Here is a 20314-nt window from a genome sequence, read left to right on the forward strand (position 1 = left end):
ATCTCCGTCCCGGGGACGTCCCGGGCTACCCGCCGGCGAAGAGCAGTTCCACCAGCGTGCGGACCCCGAAGCCGCTCGCGCCGGCCACCCACTCGCCGTCCGGCCCGTCGCAGAGCGCGGTGCCCTGGATGTCCAGGTGCGCCCAGGGGACGTCCGGCGGCACGAACTCGCGCAGGAACAGGCCGGCCAGCAGCGCCGTGCCGTGCCGCACCCCGGTCGTGTAGTTGACCAGGTCGGCGATCCGTGAGCGCAGCCTGGGCCGGTAGGAGTCGGGCAGCGGCAGCGGCCAGTTGGGCTCGCCGGCCCGCTCCCCCGCCGCCCGCAGCCGCTCCAGCAGCCCGCCGTCGGTGCCCATCAGCGCGGCGATCCGCGGCCCCAGGGCCACCGCGGCCGCGTCCGTCAGGGTGGCCACGTCGACGATCGCGTCCGGACGGCTCTCACCGGCCAGCAGCAGCGCGTCGGCCAGGATCAGCCGGCCCTCGGCGTCGGCGTTGCGGACCTCGACCGTGGTGCCGTCGCGCATCCGCAGCACGTCGCCGATCCGGGTGGGGTCGGCGTTGGGCATGTTCTCGGTCAGCGGCAGCCAGGCGTCCACCGCGACCGGGCAGTCCAGTTCGCCCAGCACCGTCATGGCGGCGAGCACGGCCGCGGCTCCCGCCATGTCGGCCTTCATGTCGACCATCTGCGCGGTGGGCTTGAGCGACAGGCCGCCGGCGTCGAAGGTGACGCCCTTGCCGACCAGCGCGATCCGGCGCTGCGCCCCCGCCCGGCGGTAGCCCAGCCGCACCAGCCGCGGCGGCTCCAGCGAGCCGCGCGCCACCCCCAGCAGCCCGCCGAGCCGCTCCTGGCGGATCCGCTCGGTGCCCCAGACCTCGCAGCTCAGGCCGGCCGCCGCGGCGAACTCGGCGGCCGGCTCGGCGAACCGCCGCGGGGTGAGCGCCTGGCCGGGCTCGTTGACCAGGTCGCGGGCCAGCGACACCGCCTCCCCCAGCCGCCGGCCGGCCAGCAGCGCGGCCCGGGTGTCCGCCCGGTCCGGCGCGATCACGTCGACCAACTGGGTCACCGGGACCGGCTCGGCGCTGCGGTAGCGGGTGAAGCGGTAGCCGCCGAGCAGGAACCCCTCCACCAGGGCGGCGAGTTCGGGCCCGGGCGGCTGGACCGCGAGCCGCCGGTAGCCGCTGACCGCGCGGGCCAGTTCGGCGGCGGCGGTGCGCACCGCGCCGCGGTCCGGCTGCGCCTGCTCGCCGGTGCCCAGCAGGACGGTGGCCGGCTCGCCGGGGGCGCCCGGCAGGTGCAGCACCTGGCCGAGCGCGCCGTGGAAGCCGGCGCCGGCCAGGAACCCGGGCGACCAGGCGGTGGGCCGCTCGACGGCCCGCTCCGCCAGCACCACCGCGTCCACCTCGGGGTCGACCTTGGGCCGCAGCCGCCACTCGACCCGCGGCGGGCCCGCATCGGGCGTCGTGCTCATCGCGTCCACCCCGTTCGCCGCGCTCGCGCGCTCCTCGCGTTCACCGGTGCTCAACCCCGTTCAGTGGGCCCGGGCGGCGCGTCGGGCCGCTCCCCACGCCTCCAGGTCCGCCAGGTACCCCTCGGCCAGCTCGCCCATCGCGCCGCCCGCGCCCAGGGCCGCCCAGCCGCGGGCCACCGAGATCGCGTGCGGGTCCAGCCGCAGCGCCTGGAGGTAGCAGTCCTCGGCGAGCACCGGCTGTCCGGCCCGGGCGAAGCAGTCGGCGGCCGCCGCGTAGCCCAGCGCGGTGGAGACCGGGCCCAGCCGGGCGGTGCGCAGGTAGCTCGCGGCGGCCTCGCCGGGGCGGTCCCGCTTGAGCAGGCTCTCCGCCACCTCGATGTGCGTCTTGGGCTCGTACGGGTCGATGGCCAGCGCCTCGGTCACCAGCCGGTGCCCGGCCTCGTCCTCGCCGAAGGCGTACGCCTCCTTGGAGCGGCTCTCCAGGCAGGCCCGCAGGTTCTCCCGCTTGAGGAAGTCCTGGTAGGCGCCCTCGGCCGGCACCGCCCGGGCCAGCTCCTCCGCCCGGGTCATGTCGGCGGCCAGCAGGGCGCGGTCGCGCCGCAGGAACGGCACGTAGCTGACGCTGCGGAAGTGCCGGCTCTCCATCATCATCTTCTCGAACGGCGTGTACCGCGGGTCGGCCAGCAGCTCGGCCAGGCACTCCTCGGCGACCTTGCGCCAGCCGTCGGCCTCCTCCAGCGAGCGGGTCTCGCGGGCGTGGAAGACCACCGCGAAGACCGCGATGGTGAAGCGCAGCCGGACCGGGCAGGCCGGGTGCTCCGCGATCGCGAAGGAGTTGGTCGGGGCGGCCACCACGCGGCCCACCGAGTCCACGTAGCGCACCGTGTCCAGCCAGTGCTGCAGGCGCAGTTCGGCCGCGCCGGTGAGCCGATCGGCGGGCACCCGCGGGAGCAGCTCCAGCACCAGGCGGGTGAAGCCGAGCCGGTAGAGCACCACCGCGACCCGGTGCTGGTGCTCGACGTCGGCGCCGGCGAAGTCGGCCACCCAGGCGCAGAGCTGCTCCCAGGCGGGGGTGCGCAACGCGGCCGGCAGCTCGGCCGGGTGGCTCACCGCGAACTCGGCGAGCCCGGACTCGCGGATCAGGTTGCGCCGGAAGGCCGGTGGCATCAGCCGCTGCCAGTTCACCTCGGGCCGCGCGCCGGCTTCGGCGAACTCGTAGGCCAGCGTGGGCAGCTGGGCGTAGAGGCCGGGCGACCGGGAGGCGCCGAGGTTGAAGTACGAGGCGTACATCTGGTAGTGCCAGTTGGTCGCGTGGGGACGCTGCGGATCGCGCCGGGCGGCCCGCCGCACCACCGCCGCCAGCGGCTCGTCACCGTCCTCCTGGCAGGCGGTCAGCAGGCTGTCGCGGGTGAGGCCGGAGCGCGGCGCGGCGCGGAAGGCCCGCTCGGTTAGCACCCGGGCGAACTCGCGCTGCCCGGTGGCCCGGGCACAGTGGGCGCCGCGCAGCAGGGCGAAGGCCGTGCCGAACGGGCCGAGCCGGGCGGCGTGCAGGTAGCCGGCCAGCGCCTGCTCGTGCTCACCGCGGCGCTCGTGCACCTGCGCGGCCTGCATCCGGATCTTCACGCACCACGGGTCCAGCGCCACGCCCTCGGCCAGCGCCTCCCGCTCCCCCGCCTCGTCCTCCAGGCGCACCGCGATCTCCAGGCGCCGGTCGACCAGACGCCGGCGGGTCTCCAGCAGGACCGCCGCGTCGTCCGGGTCGTCGGGCGGCGCCGCCAGGTCCGCGACCTGGGCCGCGGTGGCCCGCAGCAGCGCCGCCGCGCCGGCGAAGTCCCGCTGCCGTTCGGCGTACATCACCTCGCGCAGGGCCAGGCGTGCGGTCAGGACGCCGTGCTCGAAGGGGCTCAGCTCGTCGGCCACCGCCGCGAGCAACTCCCGCGCCCGGCCCAGGTGCAGCCCGATGGCCGCGTCGTCGCCGGCGTGCCGGGCCAGCAGGTAGCCCCAGCCGGCCACCGCCAGCACGTGCGTGACGGTGGGCGCCGGCTGCTCCACCAGGGGGCGGTACGCCGCGACCGTGCGCTCCGAGAGGCCCTCGGCGGCGAACAGCGCGACCGCGCGGGCCACCTGCAGGCCGGCTCGCACCCGGTCGCGGCAGTGCGCCTCGTCCAGGTCGGTGGGCGCCACCTCCAGCACCGCGCGGTGCAGGCAGGCGGCGACCAGCCAGTGCGCCAGGCCGGTGCGGTCCACCGGGTCGAGGTCCGCGCGCTCGCGGTACGCCTGGGCCAGCCGTCGCCAGGACGGCGAGGCCAGCTCGTCGGGCAGCTCGGTGGGGTCGGCGACGCGGTAGGCGGTCAGCCGGGACTCCTCGACCAGCAGTTGGCGGTAGCTGGCCGGCATCGTCATGCCGAAGCGCAGCGCGTCGGGGCGGCGCTGCTCGAAGCGGTGCGCGGCCACCGGCACGGCGCGGGCCTGGAGGACGGTCGTCGGCGCCTGGGCGCCGTCGAAGTAGGGCCGGTGCACCTCGAAGGTCAGCCAGCTGGGCGCGTTCACGCCGACGATTCCGTGACTGCGCTCCCAGCGTTCCACCGCGGCATTCCCCTCTTGATGTTCCCGACATTCCCGGCACGCCGTCGGCCGAAATGCGCCCGCCGGCCGCAGGGGCCGCCGGGCGCATCCGTATCCGAATTGAACCGACCGGCCTGGATCAGGCCGCGTCGTCGATCAGACAGGTCCAGCAGTCGGCTGCGCCGGTGCTGATCTCGACCTCGTCCGCGAGCGACTCCCACGACTCGTAAGCCATATCGCAACTCCTTTCACTGAGGGTTACCGAGGGCCCTGCGACCGAATTCCGGAAGCCGGGCAGGTGGACACAAGCTAGGGCCACCGGCCAGGCCCGTCAAGGCTTGTAACCGGCCAGCGCGGCCAGCAGAAGATCCACTTCGCGGTCCGTGGTCCAGTAATGCGGGGAGATCCGCAGCATTCCGTCGGGGATGGATACCGAGATACCGCCGGCGGCCAATTCGTCGACCATTCGGACCAGGTCCGCCGGGCCCTTCGAAAAGCTGACGACGGGCGAGCACGGATCGCTCTCCCCAGGAATTGCCGAGGTGAAACCGAGTTCGACGGCGGCCGTCCTGATCCGCCCGGCCAGCGCCAGCGCGCGGGCCGCCACGGCGGTACTTCCGACCGATTCCAGCTCGGCCAGCACGGCCGCCAGTCCCGCCATCCCCAGCACGTCGTACATGCCGCCCTCGACCCGGGCGGCGCTCGCCCGTTCGGGCAGGTCGTAGCGCAGCCAGCCGGGTCCCTTGGAGACCTCCGCCGCGCCCTCGAACCCGAACCAGCCGGTGGGCGTCGAGTGCAGGAGTTCCAGCCGCTCGGCCCGGCAGTAGAAGATCCCGGTGCCGGGTGGTCCGCCGAGCCACTTGTGCGCGCCGGCCGCCAGGAAGTCCACCGGGGTGTCGGCGGTCGACAGCGGCAGCACCCCCAGGCTCTGCACCGCGTCCACGCTCACCAGCGCGCCGACCTCGGCCGCCAGCGCGCAGACCAGGTCCAGGTCGCAGCGGAAACCGGTGGCGAAGTTGACGTGGCTGACCGCGACCAGCCGGGTGGCCGGGGTGATCGCCGCGGCGATGTCGGCCGGCTGGTAACCGCCGTGGCGCATCGGCACCCAGGAGAGGGTGACGCCCTGGCGTTCGAGCCGTTGCCAGGGGCGGATGTTGGCCGGAAAGTCACGGTCGAAGAGGACCACCTGGTCGCCCGGCCGCCAGCGCAGGCCGTCCGCCACCAGGTGCACGCCGGTGGAGGTGTTGGGGACGAAGGCCACCTCCTGCGGGGTGCAGGCCAGCAGCCGGGCCGCCGAGCGGCGGGCCTCGGCGCGGGCGGCGAAGAGCGGCCCGATCCGGGCGCTGCCGTGCGGCAGGACGTCCTGCAGTCCGGCCCGCATGGCGTCGACCGCGACCGGGCGCAGCCGGCCGAAGCCGGCGTGGTCGAAGTAGGCGGGCTCGGGCGGCTCGGCGGCCCCGGGCGGAGAGTCGTCGGCGGCCGTCATGCGCCCACCTCGGCCCCTTCGTCCGCCGGCGCCGTGCGGGCCGCGCGCACCGCACGGACCGCCGGCACCGTCATCGCGGCCGCCACCAGCAGCGGCACCCCGTGCAGCAGCAGGACCCAGCGCGCCAGCCCGTCCGGGCGCAGCAGCGCGCTGGTGGCCAGCAGGCCGCCCATGAACCCGGCGTTGACCACGATCTGGGAGAGCCCGAAGACCCGCCCGCGCCGCTGGTCGGGCAGGCTCTGCAGGGACTGTTTGAAGGTGATCTCGCTCAGCGCGTCCCCCAGTCCGGCCAGCACCGCGAAGGAGAGCCGGCCCCACCAGCCCGAGGTCCAGAACACGCCGATGAAGCCGACCGACATGACGATGGTGGCCAGGCAGTAGACCACCCGCGGGCCCCGGTCGATGATCCGCTTGGCCAGCGGGCGCAGCACGAATCCGGCCAGCAGCAGGCCCACCGCCCAGCAGGACCAGACCGCGCCGGAGACCAGGGTCGGGTCGGCGGGGTGCAGCCGGCTGCCCAGGATCGGCAGACCGACGTTCTGCGAGGAGCTGCCGAAGGCGTCCAGGCCGCGCAGCACCACCAGCGGCACCAGCGCGGCGGCGACCAGCGCCGGCCAGCCCCCCGAGCGGTCGGTGCCGGGGCCGCCCGCGCCGTCGGGCTCGCGCAGCCGCAGCCGCAGGGTGAGCAGCACCAGGGCCGACAGCCCGTAGCTCGCGGCGTCCAGGGCGAAGACGCCGCGGAAGCCGACCCAGGGGACCAGCACGGTCGCCAGCGCCATGCCCACCATGAAGGCGACGCCCTTGAGGCCCGCCAGCGCGCTGTTCACCGCGCCGGTGCGCGGGCCGGCCAGCACCGGGGTGGCGGCGCCCAGGGTGCCCTCGAAGACCGAGCGGCCCAGGCCCACCAGCAGCACGGCGGGGTAGAGCCACCAGGTCTGCACGCGCTGCGGGAGGACGGCGAGGGTCGCCAGCAGCAGCAGGCGCAGCAGGTCGGCGCCGACCATCACCCGCAGCCGGTCCCAGCGGTCCCCGTAGCGGTGGCCGAGCCGGCCGCCGACGATCGCCCCGGTGTAGAGCGCCACGCTGACCAGGCCGGTGCGCAGGGTCGAACCGGTGCGGGCCCAGACGAAGACGGTCAGGCAGACGAAGTCCAGCGCGTAGCCGATGTCCGAGATGGTCTTGGCCGTGAGGAAGACGGCCAGGTCCCGCCGCGTCGCGGAGCCCTCGGCGCTGTCGTTGCCCGTCTGAACCACCCCATCGCCGCCGCTCCCGCCGCACTCTGCGTACCGACGGGCGCCATGCTCTCGTGCCGGCCCGTCCGGGACAAGGGGTCTGACGGTGCGTCCGTACAGCCGAGTGACGGGTGGACTGACGTGGGGTCAGCCGGGGCGGGTGGGACGAGCGGGCGGGTCGCGGTGGTCGGGCGGGCGGGTTACGGCGGTCGGGCGGGTCAGGTACCGCGTGGGCGCCGAGGTGACCGGCGGTCGGCGGCGTCGAACTCCGCCAGGGTCAGCGCGCCCGGCCGCAGCGCCAGCGCGAGGGCGTCGAGCACCTCGTCCGATAGGCCGCCCAGGGCGTCGGCGAGCTCCGTCAGGACGTCGCCGGTCAGCTCCGCCGCCACCTGCTCGACGGCGGTGCGCGGTCCCAGCTTGCTCACCGCGGCGGCCGCGCGGGAGGGGGTGAGCAGCGCGGCGGACTGCACCAGGAGCCAGGCCGGCACCCCGGCCGCGCCCTGCGGTGGCGGCAGGTAGGGCCGCGCTCCGGCGAAGCGCTCGTCCTCGGCGAAGGCCCGCTGCTTGACCTTGGCCACCGGACGCCCGGGTGCCGCGGCGCTCTCCGGCTCCGACCACGCGCCGGCCGGCTTGAGGACGTAGCCCTCGGCGAGGTTGTCCGCCAGCTCCGGCAGGGCGAGCAGGGCGGGGACCCGGGTGGGGAAGGCGGCGGGCAGCTCCTGGAGCCGGTGGAGCGGTCCACGGCCGAGCAGGGGCGCGCACAGCAGCCCGGCGGCGGCCGCGAGTTCACGCACCGTGCGGTCCGCGAGCCAGCACCGGCCGGTGGCGGTGGTGACGGCGGCGTCGAAGGGCAGCCAGAGCAGCCCGGGCGCGTACCAGACGCCCGTCTGCACGGGTTCGACGCCGGCCGCGGCGGGGACCGCCGGGTGCGGGTAGCAGCCGCCGGCCAGCTCGCCGTAGATCGTCACCTCCCCGCCGGCGCCGTGGGACGCGCGCAGCGCGGCGGCGAACCGGGCCGCGGCCACCGCCAGTTCCGGCCAGATCCGGCTCACGCCGAAGAAGCCGTCCAGCGCGTCGTCCGCCAGCAGGACGCGCCGCTTGGCCGGGCGGACCCCGCTCGCGTCGCAGACCACCGCGAAGTGCGCCCCGTGCACCTTCTCCGCCGCGACCCACTCGCGCGCACCGGGCACGGCGAGCTGCCCGCGCGCGGGGATCTTGGGGTAGGGCAGCAACGCGGACTGGGCTGCGGGTTCACCGGGCGCATCGGACACCCGAGGATCATCGGCGCCGAACCCGGCCGCGGGCAACCGGTATTGGGGCCCGCCCGGGGACCGGCCGGCAGCCCGGGTCGGGCGGGCCGGGTGGGCGTTGGCGCCGGCTCGCCGACCGGGCCATCCTGGAGGAGGCGCGGCCGGGCACCGGCCCGGACCGGGCCCAGCCGACGGAGGTGTGAAAACGATGGCCACCTTTATGGACGTCCACCACGGGATGACCGGGATCACGGCGGACCAGCTGGCCGCGGCCCACCAGGCCGACCTCGACATCGAGGCGTCCGAGAACGTGCAGTTCAAGCAGGCCTGGGCCGATCCGGCGTCCGGCACGGTCTACTGCCTGTCCGAGGCCCCGTCCGCGGACGCCATCCAGCGCGTCCACGAACGCGCCGGGCACAAGGCGGACGAGATCCACCCGGTGCCGTTGTCCGTCTGAGGCGGATCGCCGGGACCGGGACCGTCCTCCCGGCCCCGGCCCCGGTCCCGGTCCCGGGACCTGGGCCGATACCCGGTTGACGTCCAGGGTCACGCGCGGTTTGCTACGGCGATGAACGATCTTCGCATCGAACCGGTGACCGGCGAGGTCCTGGTCCGGGACTGGCGGCACGTCCACAACCTGATCATCCCCACCGATCCGCTCTCGCTCGACGAGGTGCGCGAGCGCAGCGGGATCAACCGGCTGGAGGTCGCCTACCTCGGCGACGTCCTGGTCGGCTGCTCGACGGTGCGACCGCCCGCCGGCGCGCAGGCGGTGGCGACCGTGATCGCGCGGGTGCTGCCCGCCCACCGGGGCCGGGGCTTCGGCGCGGCGATCTACGAGCGCGGCCTGGCGGTGGCGCGCGAGCTGGGTGCCGGCGCGGTCGAGACGATCGTGCTGGCCTCCAACGTGGACGGGGTGCGGTTCGCGCAGCGGCACGGGTTCACCGAGGTCTCCAGCGAGTTGCTGCCGGGCGACACCATCCCCTACCTCACCCTGCGACTCGGCTGACCCCGGGGCCCGTCCGGTCAGTGCCGGCGGGCCGCCAGCAGCAGCGCCACGTCGTCGGCGCGGTGCGGCGAGAGGTGGGCGGGGGCGATCACCCGGTCCGCCATCGCCTCCAGCGCCCGGGTCACCGAGGCGCGGGCCGCGCTCTCCCCCGCGGTGCCCGCAGCGGCGGCGGCGCTCTCGGCGGCCGCCGTGAAGGCGCTGTGCGCGAGCGTGCTGCGCAGCCGGTCGATCCCCGCGTCCAGCGAGGCCCCGGGCTCCTCCACCAGGCCGTCGGTGTAGAGCGCCAGCACGCCGCCGACCGGCAACTCCACCGCGCTGACCGGGTACCGGGCGTCCGGGTCGACGCCGAGCAGCGGACCGCCCTCCAGGTTCAGCAGTTCGGTGCGCCCGTCCGGCCGGCGCAGCAACGGGGGCAGGTGCCCGGCCCGCACCCCCTCCACCCGCCGCCCGCTCGGGTCGAAGCGCAGCAGCAGGCAGCTGGCCAGCAGTCCCGGATCGAGGTCGGCCAGCAGCCGGTTGGTGCTCGCCATCACCTGGCCGAGCGGGCCACCGACGCTCACGAAGGCGCGCACCGCCGAGCGCAGCTGTCCCATAAGCGCCGCGGCACTGACGTTGTGGCCCTCGACGTCCCCGATCACCAGGCAGAGCCCCTCGGCGGTGGTGACCACGTCGTACCAGTCGCCGCCGATCTCCATCCCCTGGGTGCCGGGCAGGTAGCGCGCCACGATCGCCAGCCCGGCGATCTCGGGCAGTCGGTGCGGCAGCAGCGCCTGCTGCAGGCCGCGGGCGACCTCGAACTCCGCGTCGTACAGCCGGGCCCGCTCCAGCGCCTGGGCGATGAACCCGGCCAGCGCGGTCAGCACCGCGCGCTCCTCGCTGGTGAAGGGGCGCGGGTGGTCGAAGCCGAGGATGCAGCTGCCCACCGGGTGGCCGGAGGCGATCAGCGGCAGGAAGGCCCAGGCGCCCATCTCGTCGCGGGCGATCCCGGGGTAGGCGGCGGTCAGCTCGCCCGCGGACTCGAAGAAGATCGGCGCCCCGGTGCTCAGCGTCTCGGCCCCGGGCAGGCGCGCACGCACCGGGGTGGCCTCGAACGGGTCCAGGAAGCCCTCGGGGTACCCGCGCTGGGCGACCAGGAACATCCGGCCCGCCTGCACCTGGTAGAGCGCCACCTCCTGGCCGCCGAAGGCCGGCAGGATCTGCTCGCTGACCGCGTCGCACACGTCGCGCACGCTCGCCGCCTCGGCCAGCGCGCCGGCCAGCTGCAGCAGGTGGTAGGTCGTTCCCGAGCCGGCCGCCACGGCCGGCGGCGCCTCCCGCAGCGCGGCCTGGTGTTCGCCGGGCGAGGCGGCGGCGGTGACCCGCCCGGTGATGCCCCGGGCGCCCGGGTAGAGCGCGAAGGCGAGCCAGTGGTCGGGCGGCCGGCAGGCCAGGAAGGCGGTGGGGCTGCGCGAGAAGACGGCGGCGCGGTAGCTGTGCTCGTAGGCAGGCTCGCCCAGCCAGGGCAGTTCCTCCCACGGCCGGTGCCCGAGCAACTGCTCGCGCCCGGTCCCCAGCAGCAGCTCGGCGCTGCGGTTCGCGTACTGCACCCGGCCCACCCCGTCGAGGGCGAAGACGCCCTCGCGCAGGCGTTCGGCCGCCGTCCCGGCCGCGCGGGCGCCGGTGGCGTCCACCACGGCGCCCACCACCCGCACCCCGTCGGCGCCACCCCGGGCGTGCACCTCCACGCTGCGCCCGCCCACGCCGCCGCGGTCCCCGATCCGCACCGAGCGGACCACGGCCTGGCCGGCGCGCAGCGCGACCCGGTCGGCGGCGTCGAAGAACGCGTCGAGCAGCCCGACGCGGCCACCGCCCTCGCCCGGGGCGAGGTCCAGCAGCGAGAAGAGGCGCCGGTCGCCGTCGAGCCGGCCGCTGGGGGGCCACCAGTCGAAGAGCTCGACGCGCACCGGCGCGCACTCCCCGGTGCCCAGGTCCACCGTCACCGGGCCGCCGTCGCCGTCGACCGCGGAGGCGGCGTCCTCGGGCAGTTCCGCCAGCGCGGCCGAGAGGCGGTTGGCCGCGGCGCGCAGGTAGCGCCGGGTGGCCGGCGGGAGCTCCTGGTCGAGGCTGGGCCAGAGCACCGAGAGCACCCCCGCCGGGCCGCCGGCGGCCGGGGTGTGGGCCGGGCCGGGGCCGGTCAGGAGGCCGGTGGCGGGGACGCTCGGGCCGCCCGAGCCGGTCGCGCTGCCCGGGCCGGTGATCGGCAGGCTGGCGGAGGCGAACTCGTACGGCAGGCCGATGGCGTCCTGCGGGAAGCGGCGCATCCGCTCCTCGGTCCCGGGGACGAAGACCGTCCGGCCGCTGCGGTACGCCAGCGCCGCCTGCAGGGGCCCGGAGACCGCCACCCGCCGGAAGGGGCCCAGCACCCCCGGGGGCAGCCCGGCCACCACGCTCAGCACCAGGGAGCGGCCGTCGGCCGAGGTCAGGTACACCAGGCCGCCGTGACCGTTCGCGCCCTCCACGGCCCGGCACAGCTCCGGGGCGACGACGCGCTGCAGGACGGCCGAAACTCCCGGGCAGACACGACCGTCGCGCGCTGCCCCGGCACCACCGGCCGCATTCGGGCCGGGCTCGCCCACCGGCACACCCGGACGCATTCTTTCTCTGTACGCCCCACCGCGCAGAGGTGTCAAACAGAGTGCGGCCGGTCGGGGGCGTCCTCGAACGCCCGCCGGGGCCGGTTCGGCGGCGCGCGGGACGCGGTCGACGGGCGTCCGGGGCGGGCCGCCGCACCCGACGGCGTGCCGCGTACCCGGCCCGGGGCCCGGTACACGGCAGGCCGGTGGTCGGCCGGCCTGCCCGGGCACCGAGCACCGAGCACCGAGCACCGGGCGGACAGCACCGGCCGGCCGCCGGACGTCCTGCTCCGACAGCCGGCCGGTCACCGCGAGAACCGGCCCGAAAGAGCCGGTGGAACTTCCCCCGTCATCACAACTCCGTTGGGGGACACACCATCTGACGGGCAGTCAGATCGATCGACGGCGAACCGGGCTGAACTCCGCCCCGATCCGCCCGTCGACCGACCCGCCGCCGGACCGAGCGTGTCACCCACCGCCCGTGCGGCGCGGACTACTTGCCACTCATCACCAGCGGCCGGTCGGCCACCTCGGCCGCCACGGCGGCTGGTCGGAACAGGGAGCCCAGGGCGAGGCTGCCGGGGCCGGCCACCGCGATCGCCAGGAAGACCCAGCAGAACAGCACCGAGAGCTCGCCGCCGTTCTGGATCGGCCAGAGCGCGTGCTGCTGGTGGACGGTGAAGTAGGCGTACGCCATCGAGCCCGAGCAGAGCAGTGCCGCGATCCGGGTGCCCAGCCCCAGCAGGACGAAGGCGCCGCCCACCAACTGGATGACGGCCGCCCACCAGCCCGGCCACTGCCCCACCGGCACGGTCTTGCCGCCGTGCCCGGTGACCAGTACCCCGAACAGCGCGGAGGCGCCGTGGCAGCAGAAGAGCAGTGCGGTGACGATCCGCAGCAGGCCCAGGACATGCGGTCTGATCAGCGCGGCGATCTCGTTGAACTTCAGGGTCATGACTCGCTCCTTGACTGATGACGAGGAAGAATCCGTGCGACCGTGCGCGGGCAGCCTCCAAGACCGCCCGGGCACCGTCGCACGCTGGGAGTACGCGGTCAACGCGGGCAGGGTTCAGCGCAGTTGCAAGAAGTTCGGGCAGCCTCACCAGGGCGGTGCGGCCCGGGCCGGCGCGCGGCCGCGGAGTCGACGGCGGATCAGATGTTCACGGACGCGCCCTTGTCCTGTCATTTTCTACGCGCGTATCCTCAGCCAGCCGAGTCCGTCGTGGGCCACGTCTACGCGGGTAACTCGAGCTCTTCGCCGAACCCTCTTCAAGGAGCCTCGTCCCGGTGCCCCACACTCCCTCCCCGCGCCGCTCCCGCCGTTCGCTGCTGCGCGCCGCCGTCCTGCCCAGCGCCGTCGCCGCCTCGCTGGTGCTCGCCCCGCTGCCGGCCGCCTTCGCCGCGGTCGCCGGCCCCACCGCTCCCGGCACCGTCCGGATCCACGACATCCAGGGCACCACCCGGGTCTCCCCGCTGGCCGGCCAGAGCGTCGAGGGCGTGCCCGGGATCGTCATCGGCGTGCGGACCTACGGCTCGTCCAAGGGCTTCTGGTTCCAGGACCCCAACCCGGACGCGGACCCGGCCACCAGCGAGGGCGTCTTCGTCTACACCGGCTCCACCCCCACCGTCGCGGTGGGTGACTCGGTGCTGGTCAGCGCCAAGGTGAGCGAGTACTACCCCGACTTCGCCGGCGGCTCGCAGTCGGTCACCGAGCTCTCCAAGCCCGCCGTCACGGTGCTCTCCTCGGGCAACGCGCTGCCCGCCGCCGTGGTGATCAGCGGCCGCAACGTGCCCGGCCACTACGCCCCGCCGACCACCACCGGCTCGATCGACGCGCTGACCCTGCAGCCGGAGAAGTACGCGCTCGACTTCTACGAGTCGCTCGAGGGCATGCGGGTCGAGGTGGACAACACCCGGGTGGTGGGTCCCACCGACGCCTACAGCGAGCTGTGGGTGGAGGCCGACAAGGGCGACCAGAAGAGCAAGCGCGGCGGGGCCCTCTACGAGGACTACCGCGAGCCCAACTCGGGCCGGGTGCAGATCCAGTCGCTGATCCCGCTGGCCCAGCAGGCCTTCCCCAAGGCCAACGTGGGCGACGAGCTGACCGGCGCCACGGTCGGCCCGCTGGACTACAACCAGTACGGCGGCTACACCCTGGTCGCCACCCAGCTGGGCGCCCTCCAGGACAACCACCTGCAGCGCGAGGTCACCCCGCAGGCGAGCGACCGCGAGGCCACCATCGCCACGTACAACGTGGAGAACCTCGCCCCCACCGACCCCGACAGCAAGTACGCGGGCCTGGCGCAGGGCGTGGTCACCAACCTGCGCTCGCCCGACGTGGTCACCCTGGAGGAGATCCAGGACAACAGCGGCGCCACCAACAACGGCGTGGTGGACGCGAGCGCCACCGTCGCCAAGTTCATCGCGGCGATCAAGGCGGCCGGCGGCCCGACCTACGACTGGCGCTCCATCAACCCGGTGGACGGCAAGGACGGCGGTCAGCCCGGCGGCAACATCCGCCAGGTCTTCCTCTTCAACCCGCAGCGGATCTCCTTCACCGACATACCCGGCGGCGACTCGACCACCGCCGTGGACGTCACCGGCACCGGTGAGGCCACCGCGCTGACCGCCTCCCCCGGCCGGATCGACCCGACCAACCCGGCCTGGAACGCCAGCCGCAAGCCGCTGGTGGGCCAGTTCAGCTTCCGCGGCAAGACGCTCTTCGTCATCGCCAACCACTTCGACGCCAAGCTCGGCGACCAGGGCATCGACAGCCGCTTCCAGGCGCCGACCCGCAGCTCCGAGGTGCAGCGCGTCCAGCAGGCCACCGTGGAGCAGGCGTTCGTCGCCAAGCTGCTGGCCGCCGACCCGCAGGCCCAGGTGGTCTCGCTCGGCGACTTCAACGACTACCAGTTCTCGCCCGCGCTCGCCACGCTGACCAAGGACGGCGTGCTGCGCGACCTGGTGAACGAGCTCCCCGAGACCGAGCAGTACTCCTACGTCTACCAGGGCAACTCGCAGGTGCTGGACCACATCCTGGTCAGCCCCGAGGTGGGCAGCGCCAAGTACGACGTGGTGCACATCAACAGCGAGTTCGCGGTGCAGTCCAGCGACCACGACCCGCAGGTGGTCCGCATCCGCCCGTGATCCGAGCGCCGGCGAAGGCGCGCAGCGCTCCCGGATGCTCCTCGCATCCGGCGAGCGCGGCGCGCCCGCGCGTGTGCCGGCGGGCCTGATCGGCGCGCCGGCGGCCCCGCGCCTCAGGCCAGCTTGCGCAACTCGCCCGCCAGCGCCGGCAGGACGTCCTGCGGCTCGCGGAAGGGGTGCAGTGCCGCCTGCCCGGCCGGGGTCCGCAGCCGGCCCGCCAGCCGGGCCGGCAGCACCACCGTGAAAAGCCGGCCGCGGCCGTCGAACCCCTCCACCAGCCAGGAAACCCAGGGGAGTTGGACGATGTTGGCCGGACTGAAGGCGACCGGGCGGTGCCCCTCGAAGGCGACGTCGTAGACCCCGAACCGGCTCCAGTTGGAGAAGGTGAAGGTCTTGCGCGCCGGGTTGAACCCCAGCGGCACGCACTCGCGCAGCCGGTCGCGCCCCACCCGGGCCAGGAACGCCCGGCTGCTGCGCAGGCTCAACTGTGACTGCGGGAAGGTCTCGATCGCCTCCCGCAACCGGACCGCGAGGTGCTCGGGTCCCTGCCCGGGCGGGCAGGGGAGCTGGATCTCGCCGAGCAGGTTGCCGAGCGCGCCGGCCGGCAGGCCGAGGAAGCCGCGCACGTTCACCGGCACGGTCAGCTCGCGCTCCTCGGCGTCCGCGGGGTCGTCCAACTGCCGGATCGCGCCGAGGACATGCGCGCAGAGCGCGTCGTTCGAGGAGAGCCAGCGCCCGGCCACCGCGCTGAAGTGCTCGCGCATCCGGTCGAGTTCGGGGGCGTCGAAGTAGACCTGTACGGTGCGGTTGGCCCGTCCTGCCGAGGCCACCTCCTGGGCCAGCAGCGCGGCCTCCGCCGGCTCCGGCAGCCGGAAGCCCGGTCGGCCCGAGTCGCTCGCGGGCAACGCCGCCTCCAGGAAGGCCTCGCGGTCCGCCACCAGGTGGACCCCGGGCGCCTCGGTTCCCTCCACCTCGGCCGACCAGCCGCGCATGAAGAGCGCGAAGGTCTGCACGTCGCCGACCGCGTGGTGCCAGGAGCAGCCCAGCGCCGTGCCGCCGTCCGTCAGCCGGCTCAACCGCACGGTGAAGAGCGGCAGGTCGCCGGTACGGGCCGCGGCGGCCTGGACGTGGTCCACGAAGCCGGAGGCGGTCAGGGTCATCCGGCCCATCGCGCCGGCCAGCGTCTCGGTGGCGTCCGCCAGCGTGACCGGGACCCCGGCGTCGTCACAGACGATCTGCAACTCCCCCTCCACCGTGCGCAGTCGGCCCGCGAAGAGCGGCACCCGGGCCAGCGCGCGGGCCAGCCCGTCCAGCAGCCGCTCCTCGTCCAGCGCGTGCGGGTAGAAGAAGACCACCGAGACCGGGAGGTCGGCGAGCATCACGTCCGACAGGTCGCAGCGCACCACCTGGCCCGAGGCGGTGCCGGCCCGCACCGTACGGACCGCACGCACGCCCGCCGCCGAGAGGGTTCCATCTGCTTCGCTCAACACGCCACACCCCAGGGATCCGAGAAGACCAGCACGAGAGAACACCGGTGCGGGGCACCGGTGCAGGGCAGGGGCGGGGAGCCGGCCCCGGTCGGGGAGACGGGCGATCGCTCGTATCCCGTCGGGGCCCTTCGAACGATAGGGCAGCCGCGGCCGGTGATCCAGTCCCCCGCGCGCCCGCCGTGACCGCAGGCGTGCGCGCCGCGCACGGAAGCGCGAGAGGGCTTGCGCGCGTGCCGTCAAGACCGCATCCCCTACGAGTGGAATCTCGACGAAAATGGCCATGCCAGAGCGAGGTGGCGGGCATCCTGGCGCATGTGACTGTGCAGACCGAGTTCGGGCCGCTGCCCACGCCTTCGGCGTCGGGACCACTGCCCTGCGCCTCCGAGGACACGCCGGTGCTCCCGGCCCCCCCGCGCATCGCCGCCGACCTCACCCGGGACCTGGGTGGCGCGGCCGGCGCGGTCCGTGCCATGCCCCCCTCCGGCGGCCCCCGGGCCGACGTCACCATCGCGGCCTACGCGGCGGTCGTCTGCACGGGAAGCAGCGCGGCCGACGCGCTGGAACAGGCCGCCCGGTGGTGCCGGCAGGCCCGGCAGGCCGAGATCCACGCGACCACCTGGGCCCGGATCCCGGGGCACCGGGAGGACCTGTGGGAGTACCAGCTGAGCCTGCAGGTCTCCTTCCCCGACCCGGAGACCGGCGAGCACAGCGCCCACACGCACCACGGCGCCCGACCGCGGTCCTGACCGCGCGGCGGCGGCCGGAGCCGTGATCGGGCGCCGGAACGGTGCTGCTCGGGGCCCGTGGGGTGCGGCACGGCCCGGCCGTGCCGCACCGGGCGCCGCGGGAGAACCGTCAGCCGTGGTGGTGGCGGACGGCGTCGGCCGCCAGCGAGATGACGTTCTTGGCCGCGTCCGCCCAGTTCGCGGTCCGCTCCTGCTGCGCCTGCGCCTCGACCTCCTCGCGGAGTTCGCGGATGTACGGGTCCTCGGGCTCGGACATGGTGGTGCTCCTCTCGCCGTGCGGTCAGGTGGCCGCCCCTTCACTGTGCGCGCCGTCCCGGCGGACCGGGAAGGGCTACCGGGGGACTGTGACAGAACCCCAATACTCCTGCGGGTCAAGGGGGTTGAGACTCGGCCTTCCGTTCGGGCGGACCGGCCGCTACTGTCCGGTAACAACGGTCCGCCGCAGCGGCGGACTCCCCTCGACCCCACCGGAGTGACCATGGCGGCGTCCAAGCGTTCGGTCCGACTGCTGAGCGGCCTCCTGCTGGGCGCCGGCGTCGCCCACTTCGCACGGCCCGCGCAGTTCGACGCCATCGTGCCCCGGGTGCTGCCCGGCCGGGCGCGCACCTGGACGTACGCCAGCGGCGTGGCCGAGCTCCTGTTCGGCGCCGCGCTGGCGGTGCCGCGCACCCGGCGCACCGGCGCACTCGCCGCGGCGGGGCTCTTCACGGCGGTCTTCCCCGCGAACGTCCAGATGGCCTACGACTGGCGCGACCGCCCGGCACCGCTGCGGGCCCTCGCGCTGGCCCGGCTGCCCCTGCAGGTGCCGCTGGCCCTCTGGGCGCTGCGGATCCACCGGGCCGAGCGCCCGAGCTGAGCGGCGCGGTGGCCGGCCGGCCCGGTTCGCCGGTGCTGCGCGGCCTCAGCGCGGGGTGCGGACCGTGACCGCCTGGGCCAGGTGGTCGGAGAGGAAGCCCGCGGCGCCCGAGGCCGTCGGCGCCCGGCCGGTGAGCAGCCGCTCGGCCGGGGTGACCGGGTAGCGGGCGGGGTCCGCGGCCACCAGGACGTAGTCGACCCGGTGGGCGCGCGCACCGGCGGGCAGCAGCTCGGCCTGGAAGGTGGGCAGGTCCGCCGCGGCGAACGGGTCCCGCCACCGGCCGCCCTCCAGCAGGGCCGGGTAGAGCGGGGAGGCGCTGGGCAGGTTGAAGTCACCGCTGACGAGCACCAGGTCCACGCCCGGGCCCGCCGCCCGCCGAAGCGCCTCCTGCACCCGCCGCAGCTGCTGGGCCTGCAGCGCCTCGTGCCGGTGGCCCGGCGACCAGTCCCCGTCCCGGTTGGCGGTCAGGTGGGCGTTGCCGACCAGGGTGCGGCGCCCGGCGACCTCGAAGGTCAGCACGCCCTGCAGGCAGGCGCCGGCCGCCAGCGCACCGCGGAAGACCCGGCCGCCGGCCCGCGGGCGGGTGCCGCGGAAGGAGGTGTAGCGGACCGCGCGCACCGGCGTCCGGGAGAGCGAGAGCAGTCCACCGGCGGGTCGGCCCAGCGGCCCGGGGCGGGCGGCCACGAACGGCAGGGACGGCAGGTGCGCCCGCAGCAGCCCGGCCAGCCCCGGCGCCCAGACCTCCTGGAAGTTCACCAGGTCGGGCTGTGCCTGCTCCAGGAGGCGGCAGAACCCGGCGACCCGCTCCCGCACCGGGCGCAGCGGGTGGCGCAGTCCGCAGCAGACGTTCAGCGAGGCCAGCGTGACGGCCTCGCCCTCCTCGGTCCCCATCGCCCCTCGCCTCCCCGGACCGGCCGGCCCCGTCGGACCCCTTGCGGCCCCTGCGGATCAGCCTCTCACGGTGGGGCCGGGGCTCGGTGAGGGCTCTACGCCATCACCGACCGGATCGCGTCGAGCAGTTGGTCCCGGCCCGGTTGCAGGGCGCGGTCCAGGTCGAGGGCGAAGGGCAGCACCGTGCCGTCCGGGCGGGTGACCCGGCGCGGCGGCGCGAGCAGCGGTACCGCCTCCACCGCGCTGGCCAGCACCTCGGCCGCGAAGCCGCAGCTGCGGTTGGCGTCGTCGAGCACCACCAGCCGTCCGGTGCGCCGCAGCGAGCGGGCCAGCGCCGGGAAGTCGAACGGGTACAGGGTGCGCGGGTCGAGGACCTCGACGTCCACCTCGCCGGCCAACTCCTGCGCCGCCCACAGCGCGTCGTGCACCAGGTGGCCGACGGCGACCACCGTGACGTCCCGGCCCGGGCGGCGGATGCGGGCCGAGCCGAGCGGGACCGGGCCGAGCGGGGCGGTGACGTCCTCGCGCACGCCCAGCGCGGCGGCGGGGGCGAAGAGCACCACCGGGTCGTCGTCCGCGATCGCCGAGGTCAGCAGCCCGTACGCGTCCGAGGGCGTGGCCGGCACCACCGTCTTGATGCCGACGTGCGCGAAGAGGCTGTACGGCTGGTCGGAGTGCTGCCCGGCCCAGCCCGCGCGGGAGCCCGATCCCGGCACCACCACGGTCAGCGACACCCGCGCCTGGCCGCCGGTCATCAGCGAGAACTTGTGGGCCTGGTTGGCCAGTTGCTCGAAGACCAGATACAGCAGCGAGGGGATCTGCAGCTCGATCACCGGGCGCCGCCCGGCCAGCGCTGCGCCGATGCCCACCGAGGTGAACGCCTGCTCCGAGAGCGGGGTGTCCACCACCCGCTGCGCCCCGAAGCGGGACTGCAGACCCAGGGTCATCCCCGCCAGGCCCGCTCCGACGTCCTCGCCGAAGACGCAGACCGCCTCGTCGGCGGCCAGCGCGTCGCCCAGCGCCCGGTTGAGCGCCTTGGTGTACGAGACCAGGCTCACCGCGCCCCCTCCCCCGCGCCCGCCGTGGCCACCACCGGCGCCTGGGCGTCCCAGCCCGGGCGCGGGCGCAGCCCCGTGGCGTACAGGTAGCGGTCCGCCTGCGCGACCGGTGGCACCTCGCCGGCGAGCGCGAACTCCGCCGCGGCGGCCAGCTGTTCGGCCACCTCGGCGTCGATCTGCGCGGCCCGGGGCAGGCCCGGGCGCAGCGCCTCCAGCGGGTCGCGGGCCTGCCAGGCGGCCAGCTCCGCCGCGCTGCGGTAGGAGAGTTTCATCCGCCGTTCCATCGTGTGGTGTCCCTCGAAGCGGTAGGTCAGGCACTCCAGGAAGGAGGGGCCGCCGCCCGCGCGCGCCCGGCCGACCGCCTCGGCGGTGGCGGCGCGCACCGCCTCGACGTCCATGCCGTCCACCGTGACCGCCGGGATGCCGAAGGCGGCCGCCAGGCCGGTGGCGCTGCCGGCCACCGCCGTGTGCGCCGGCAGGGTGGTCGCGTAGCCGTTGTTCTCG

General features: G+C 75.3%; 17 protein-coding genes. 5 read left to right on the top strand and 12 right to left on the bottom strand.

Annotated elements, in window-relative coordinates; all coding sequences use genetic code 11:
- Positions 1–25: 25 nt before the first annotated feature.
- The 5 genes from ABD323_RS26710 to ABD323_RS26730 all read right to left on the bottom strand — a co-directional run bounded on the left by ABD323_RS26710 (position 26) and on the right by ABD323_RS26730 (position 8022).
- Positions 26–1522 carry a leucyl aminopeptidase gene (locus ABD323_RS26710; RefSeq protein ID WP_344444522.1) on the bottom strand — a complete coding sequence of 499 codons (1497 nt, stop codon included), beginning with the start codon at positions 1520–1522 and terminating at the stop codon, positions 26–28.
- Positions 1523–1528: 6 nt separating this feature from the next.
- Complete coding sequence (locus tag ABD323_RS26715) at positions 1529–4018, bottom strand: hypothetical protein (protein ID WP_344444524.1); 2490 nt, start codon at positions 4016–4018, stop codon at positions 1529–1531.
- A 346-nt stretch (positions 4019–4364) separates the two neighbouring features.
- A complete protein-coding gene (locus ABD323_RS26720; RefSeq protein WP_344444525.1) occupies positions 4365–5519 on the bottom strand; it encodes an aminotransferase class V-fold PLP-dependent enzyme in 1155 nt (384 codons plus the stop codon).
- Positions 5516–6772: an MFS transporter gene (locus ABD323_RS26725; RefSeq protein ID WP_344444527.1), complete on the bottom strand. Its 1257-nt coding sequence runs from the start codon at positions 6770–6772 to the stop codon at positions 5516–5518. Before ABD323_RS26725 ends, ABD323_RS26720 begins: the two co-directional genes overlap by 4 nt.
- A 197-nt stretch (positions 6773–6969) precedes the next feature.
- Entirely contained in the window at positions 6970–8022 is a 1053-nt protein-coding gene (locus ABD323_RS26730) for an RNA ligase family protein (protein WP_344444528.1), read from the bottom strand.
- A 187-nt stretch (positions 8023–8209) separates the two neighbouring features.
- Here ABD323_RS26730 and ABD323_RS26735 point away from each other — a divergent pair, with 187 nt between their 5' ends.
- Positions 8210–8458: an SCO4226 family nickel-binding protein gene (locus ABD323_RS26735; protein WP_344444529.1), complete on the top strand. Its 249-nt coding sequence runs from the start codon at positions 8210–8212 to the stop codon at positions 8456–8458.
- 111 nt (positions 8459–8569) lie between these two features.
- Entirely contained in the window at positions 8570–9010 is a 441-nt protein-coding gene (locus ABD323_RS26740; protein WP_344444530.1) for a GNAT family N-acetyltransferase, read from the top strand.
- Between the two features lie 17 nt (positions 9011–9027).
- On the opposite strand, the gene ABD323_RS26745 is transcribed toward ABD323_RS26740, so the two are convergent.
- Both ABD323_RS26745 and ABD323_RS26750 read right to left on the bottom strand, forming a co-directional pair.
- Entirely contained in the window at positions 9028–11508 is a 2481-nt protein-coding gene (locus ABD323_RS26745) for a PP2C family protein-serine/threonine phosphatase (RefSeq protein ID WP_344444531.1), read from the bottom strand.
- A 607-nt stretch (positions 11509–12115) separates the two neighbouring features.
- The gene (locus tag ABD323_RS26750) at positions 12116–12577 is read right to left on the bottom strand and encodes a DoxX family protein (protein ID WP_344444532.1); all 462 of its coding nucleotides are present in this window, start codon (positions 12575–12577) and stop codon (positions 12116–12118) included.
- 332 nt (positions 12578–12909) lie between these two features.
- Here ABD323_RS26750 and ABD323_RS26755 point away from each other — a divergent pair, with 332 nt between their 5' ends.
- Positions 12910–14769 (top strand): endonuclease/exonuclease/phosphatase family protein, encoded by a 1860-nt coding sequence (locus ABD323_RS26755; protein WP_344444533.1) that lies wholly within the window; start codon positions 12910–12912, stop codon positions 14767–14769.
- A 113-nt stretch (positions 14770–14882) separates the two neighbouring features.
- Here ABD323_RS26755 and ABD323_RS26760 read toward each other — a convergent pair whose 3' ends face one another.
- A complete protein-coding gene (locus ABD323_RS26760) occupies positions 14883–16256 on the bottom strand; it encodes an acyltransferase (protein ID WP_344444534.1) in 1374 nt (457 codons plus the stop codon).
- 317 nt (positions 16257–16573) lie between these two features.
- Here ABD323_RS26760 and ABD323_RS26765 point away from each other — a divergent pair, with 317 nt between their 5' ends.
- Positions 16574–17005: a hypothetical protein gene (locus ABD323_RS26765; RefSeq protein ID WP_344444535.1), complete on the top strand. Its 432-nt coding sequence runs from the start codon at positions 16574–16576 to the stop codon at positions 17003–17005.
- Positions 17006–17114: 109 nt separating this feature from the next.
- Here ABD323_RS26765 and ABD323_RS26770 read toward each other — a convergent pair whose 3' ends face one another.
- Positions 17115–17261, bottom strand: coding sequence for a hypothetical protein (locus ABD323_RS26770; protein ID WP_344444536.1), 147 nt, complete (start codon positions 17259–17261; stop codon positions 17115–17117).
- A 222-nt stretch (positions 17262–17483) separates the two neighbouring features.
- On the opposite strand from ABD323_RS26770, the gene ABD323_RS26775 reads away from it, so the two are divergent.
- On the top strand, positions 17484–17861 hold the full coding sequence (locus ABD323_RS26775) for a DoxX family protein (protein ID WP_344444537.1): 378 nt from the start codon (positions 17484–17486) through the stop codon (positions 17859–17861).
- Positions 17862–17906: 45 nt separating this feature from the next.
- Here the strand turns inward: ABD323_RS26775 and ABD323_RS26780 are convergent, their stop codons facing one another.
- The 3 genes from ABD323_RS26780 to ABD323_RS26790 form a co-directional block, all read right to left on the bottom strand.
- A complete protein-coding gene (locus tag ABD323_RS26780) occupies positions 17907–18752 on the bottom strand; it encodes an endonuclease/exonuclease/phosphatase family protein (RefSeq protein WP_344444538.1) in 846 nt (281 codons plus the stop codon).
- Positions 18753–18847: 95 nt separating this feature from the next.
- Complete coding sequence (locus ABD323_RS26785; RefSeq protein WP_344444539.1) at positions 18848–19810, bottom strand: alpha-ketoacid dehydrogenase subunit beta; 963 nt, start codon at positions 19808–19810, stop codon at positions 18848–18850.
- A partial coding sequence (locus ABD323_RS26790) for a thiamine pyrophosphate-dependent enzyme (RefSeq protein WP_344444540.1) occupies positions 19807–20314 on the bottom strand: 508 nt, incomplete at its 5' end. The genes ABD323_RS26790 and ABD323_RS26785, both read right to left, overlap by 4 nt.

This window comes from Kitasatospora nipponensis, assembly GCF_039528135.1.
In the GTDB taxonomy this organism is placed as follows: Bacteria; Actinomycetota; Actinomycetes; order Streptomycetales; family Streptomycetaceae; genus Kitasatospora; species Kitasatospora nipponensis.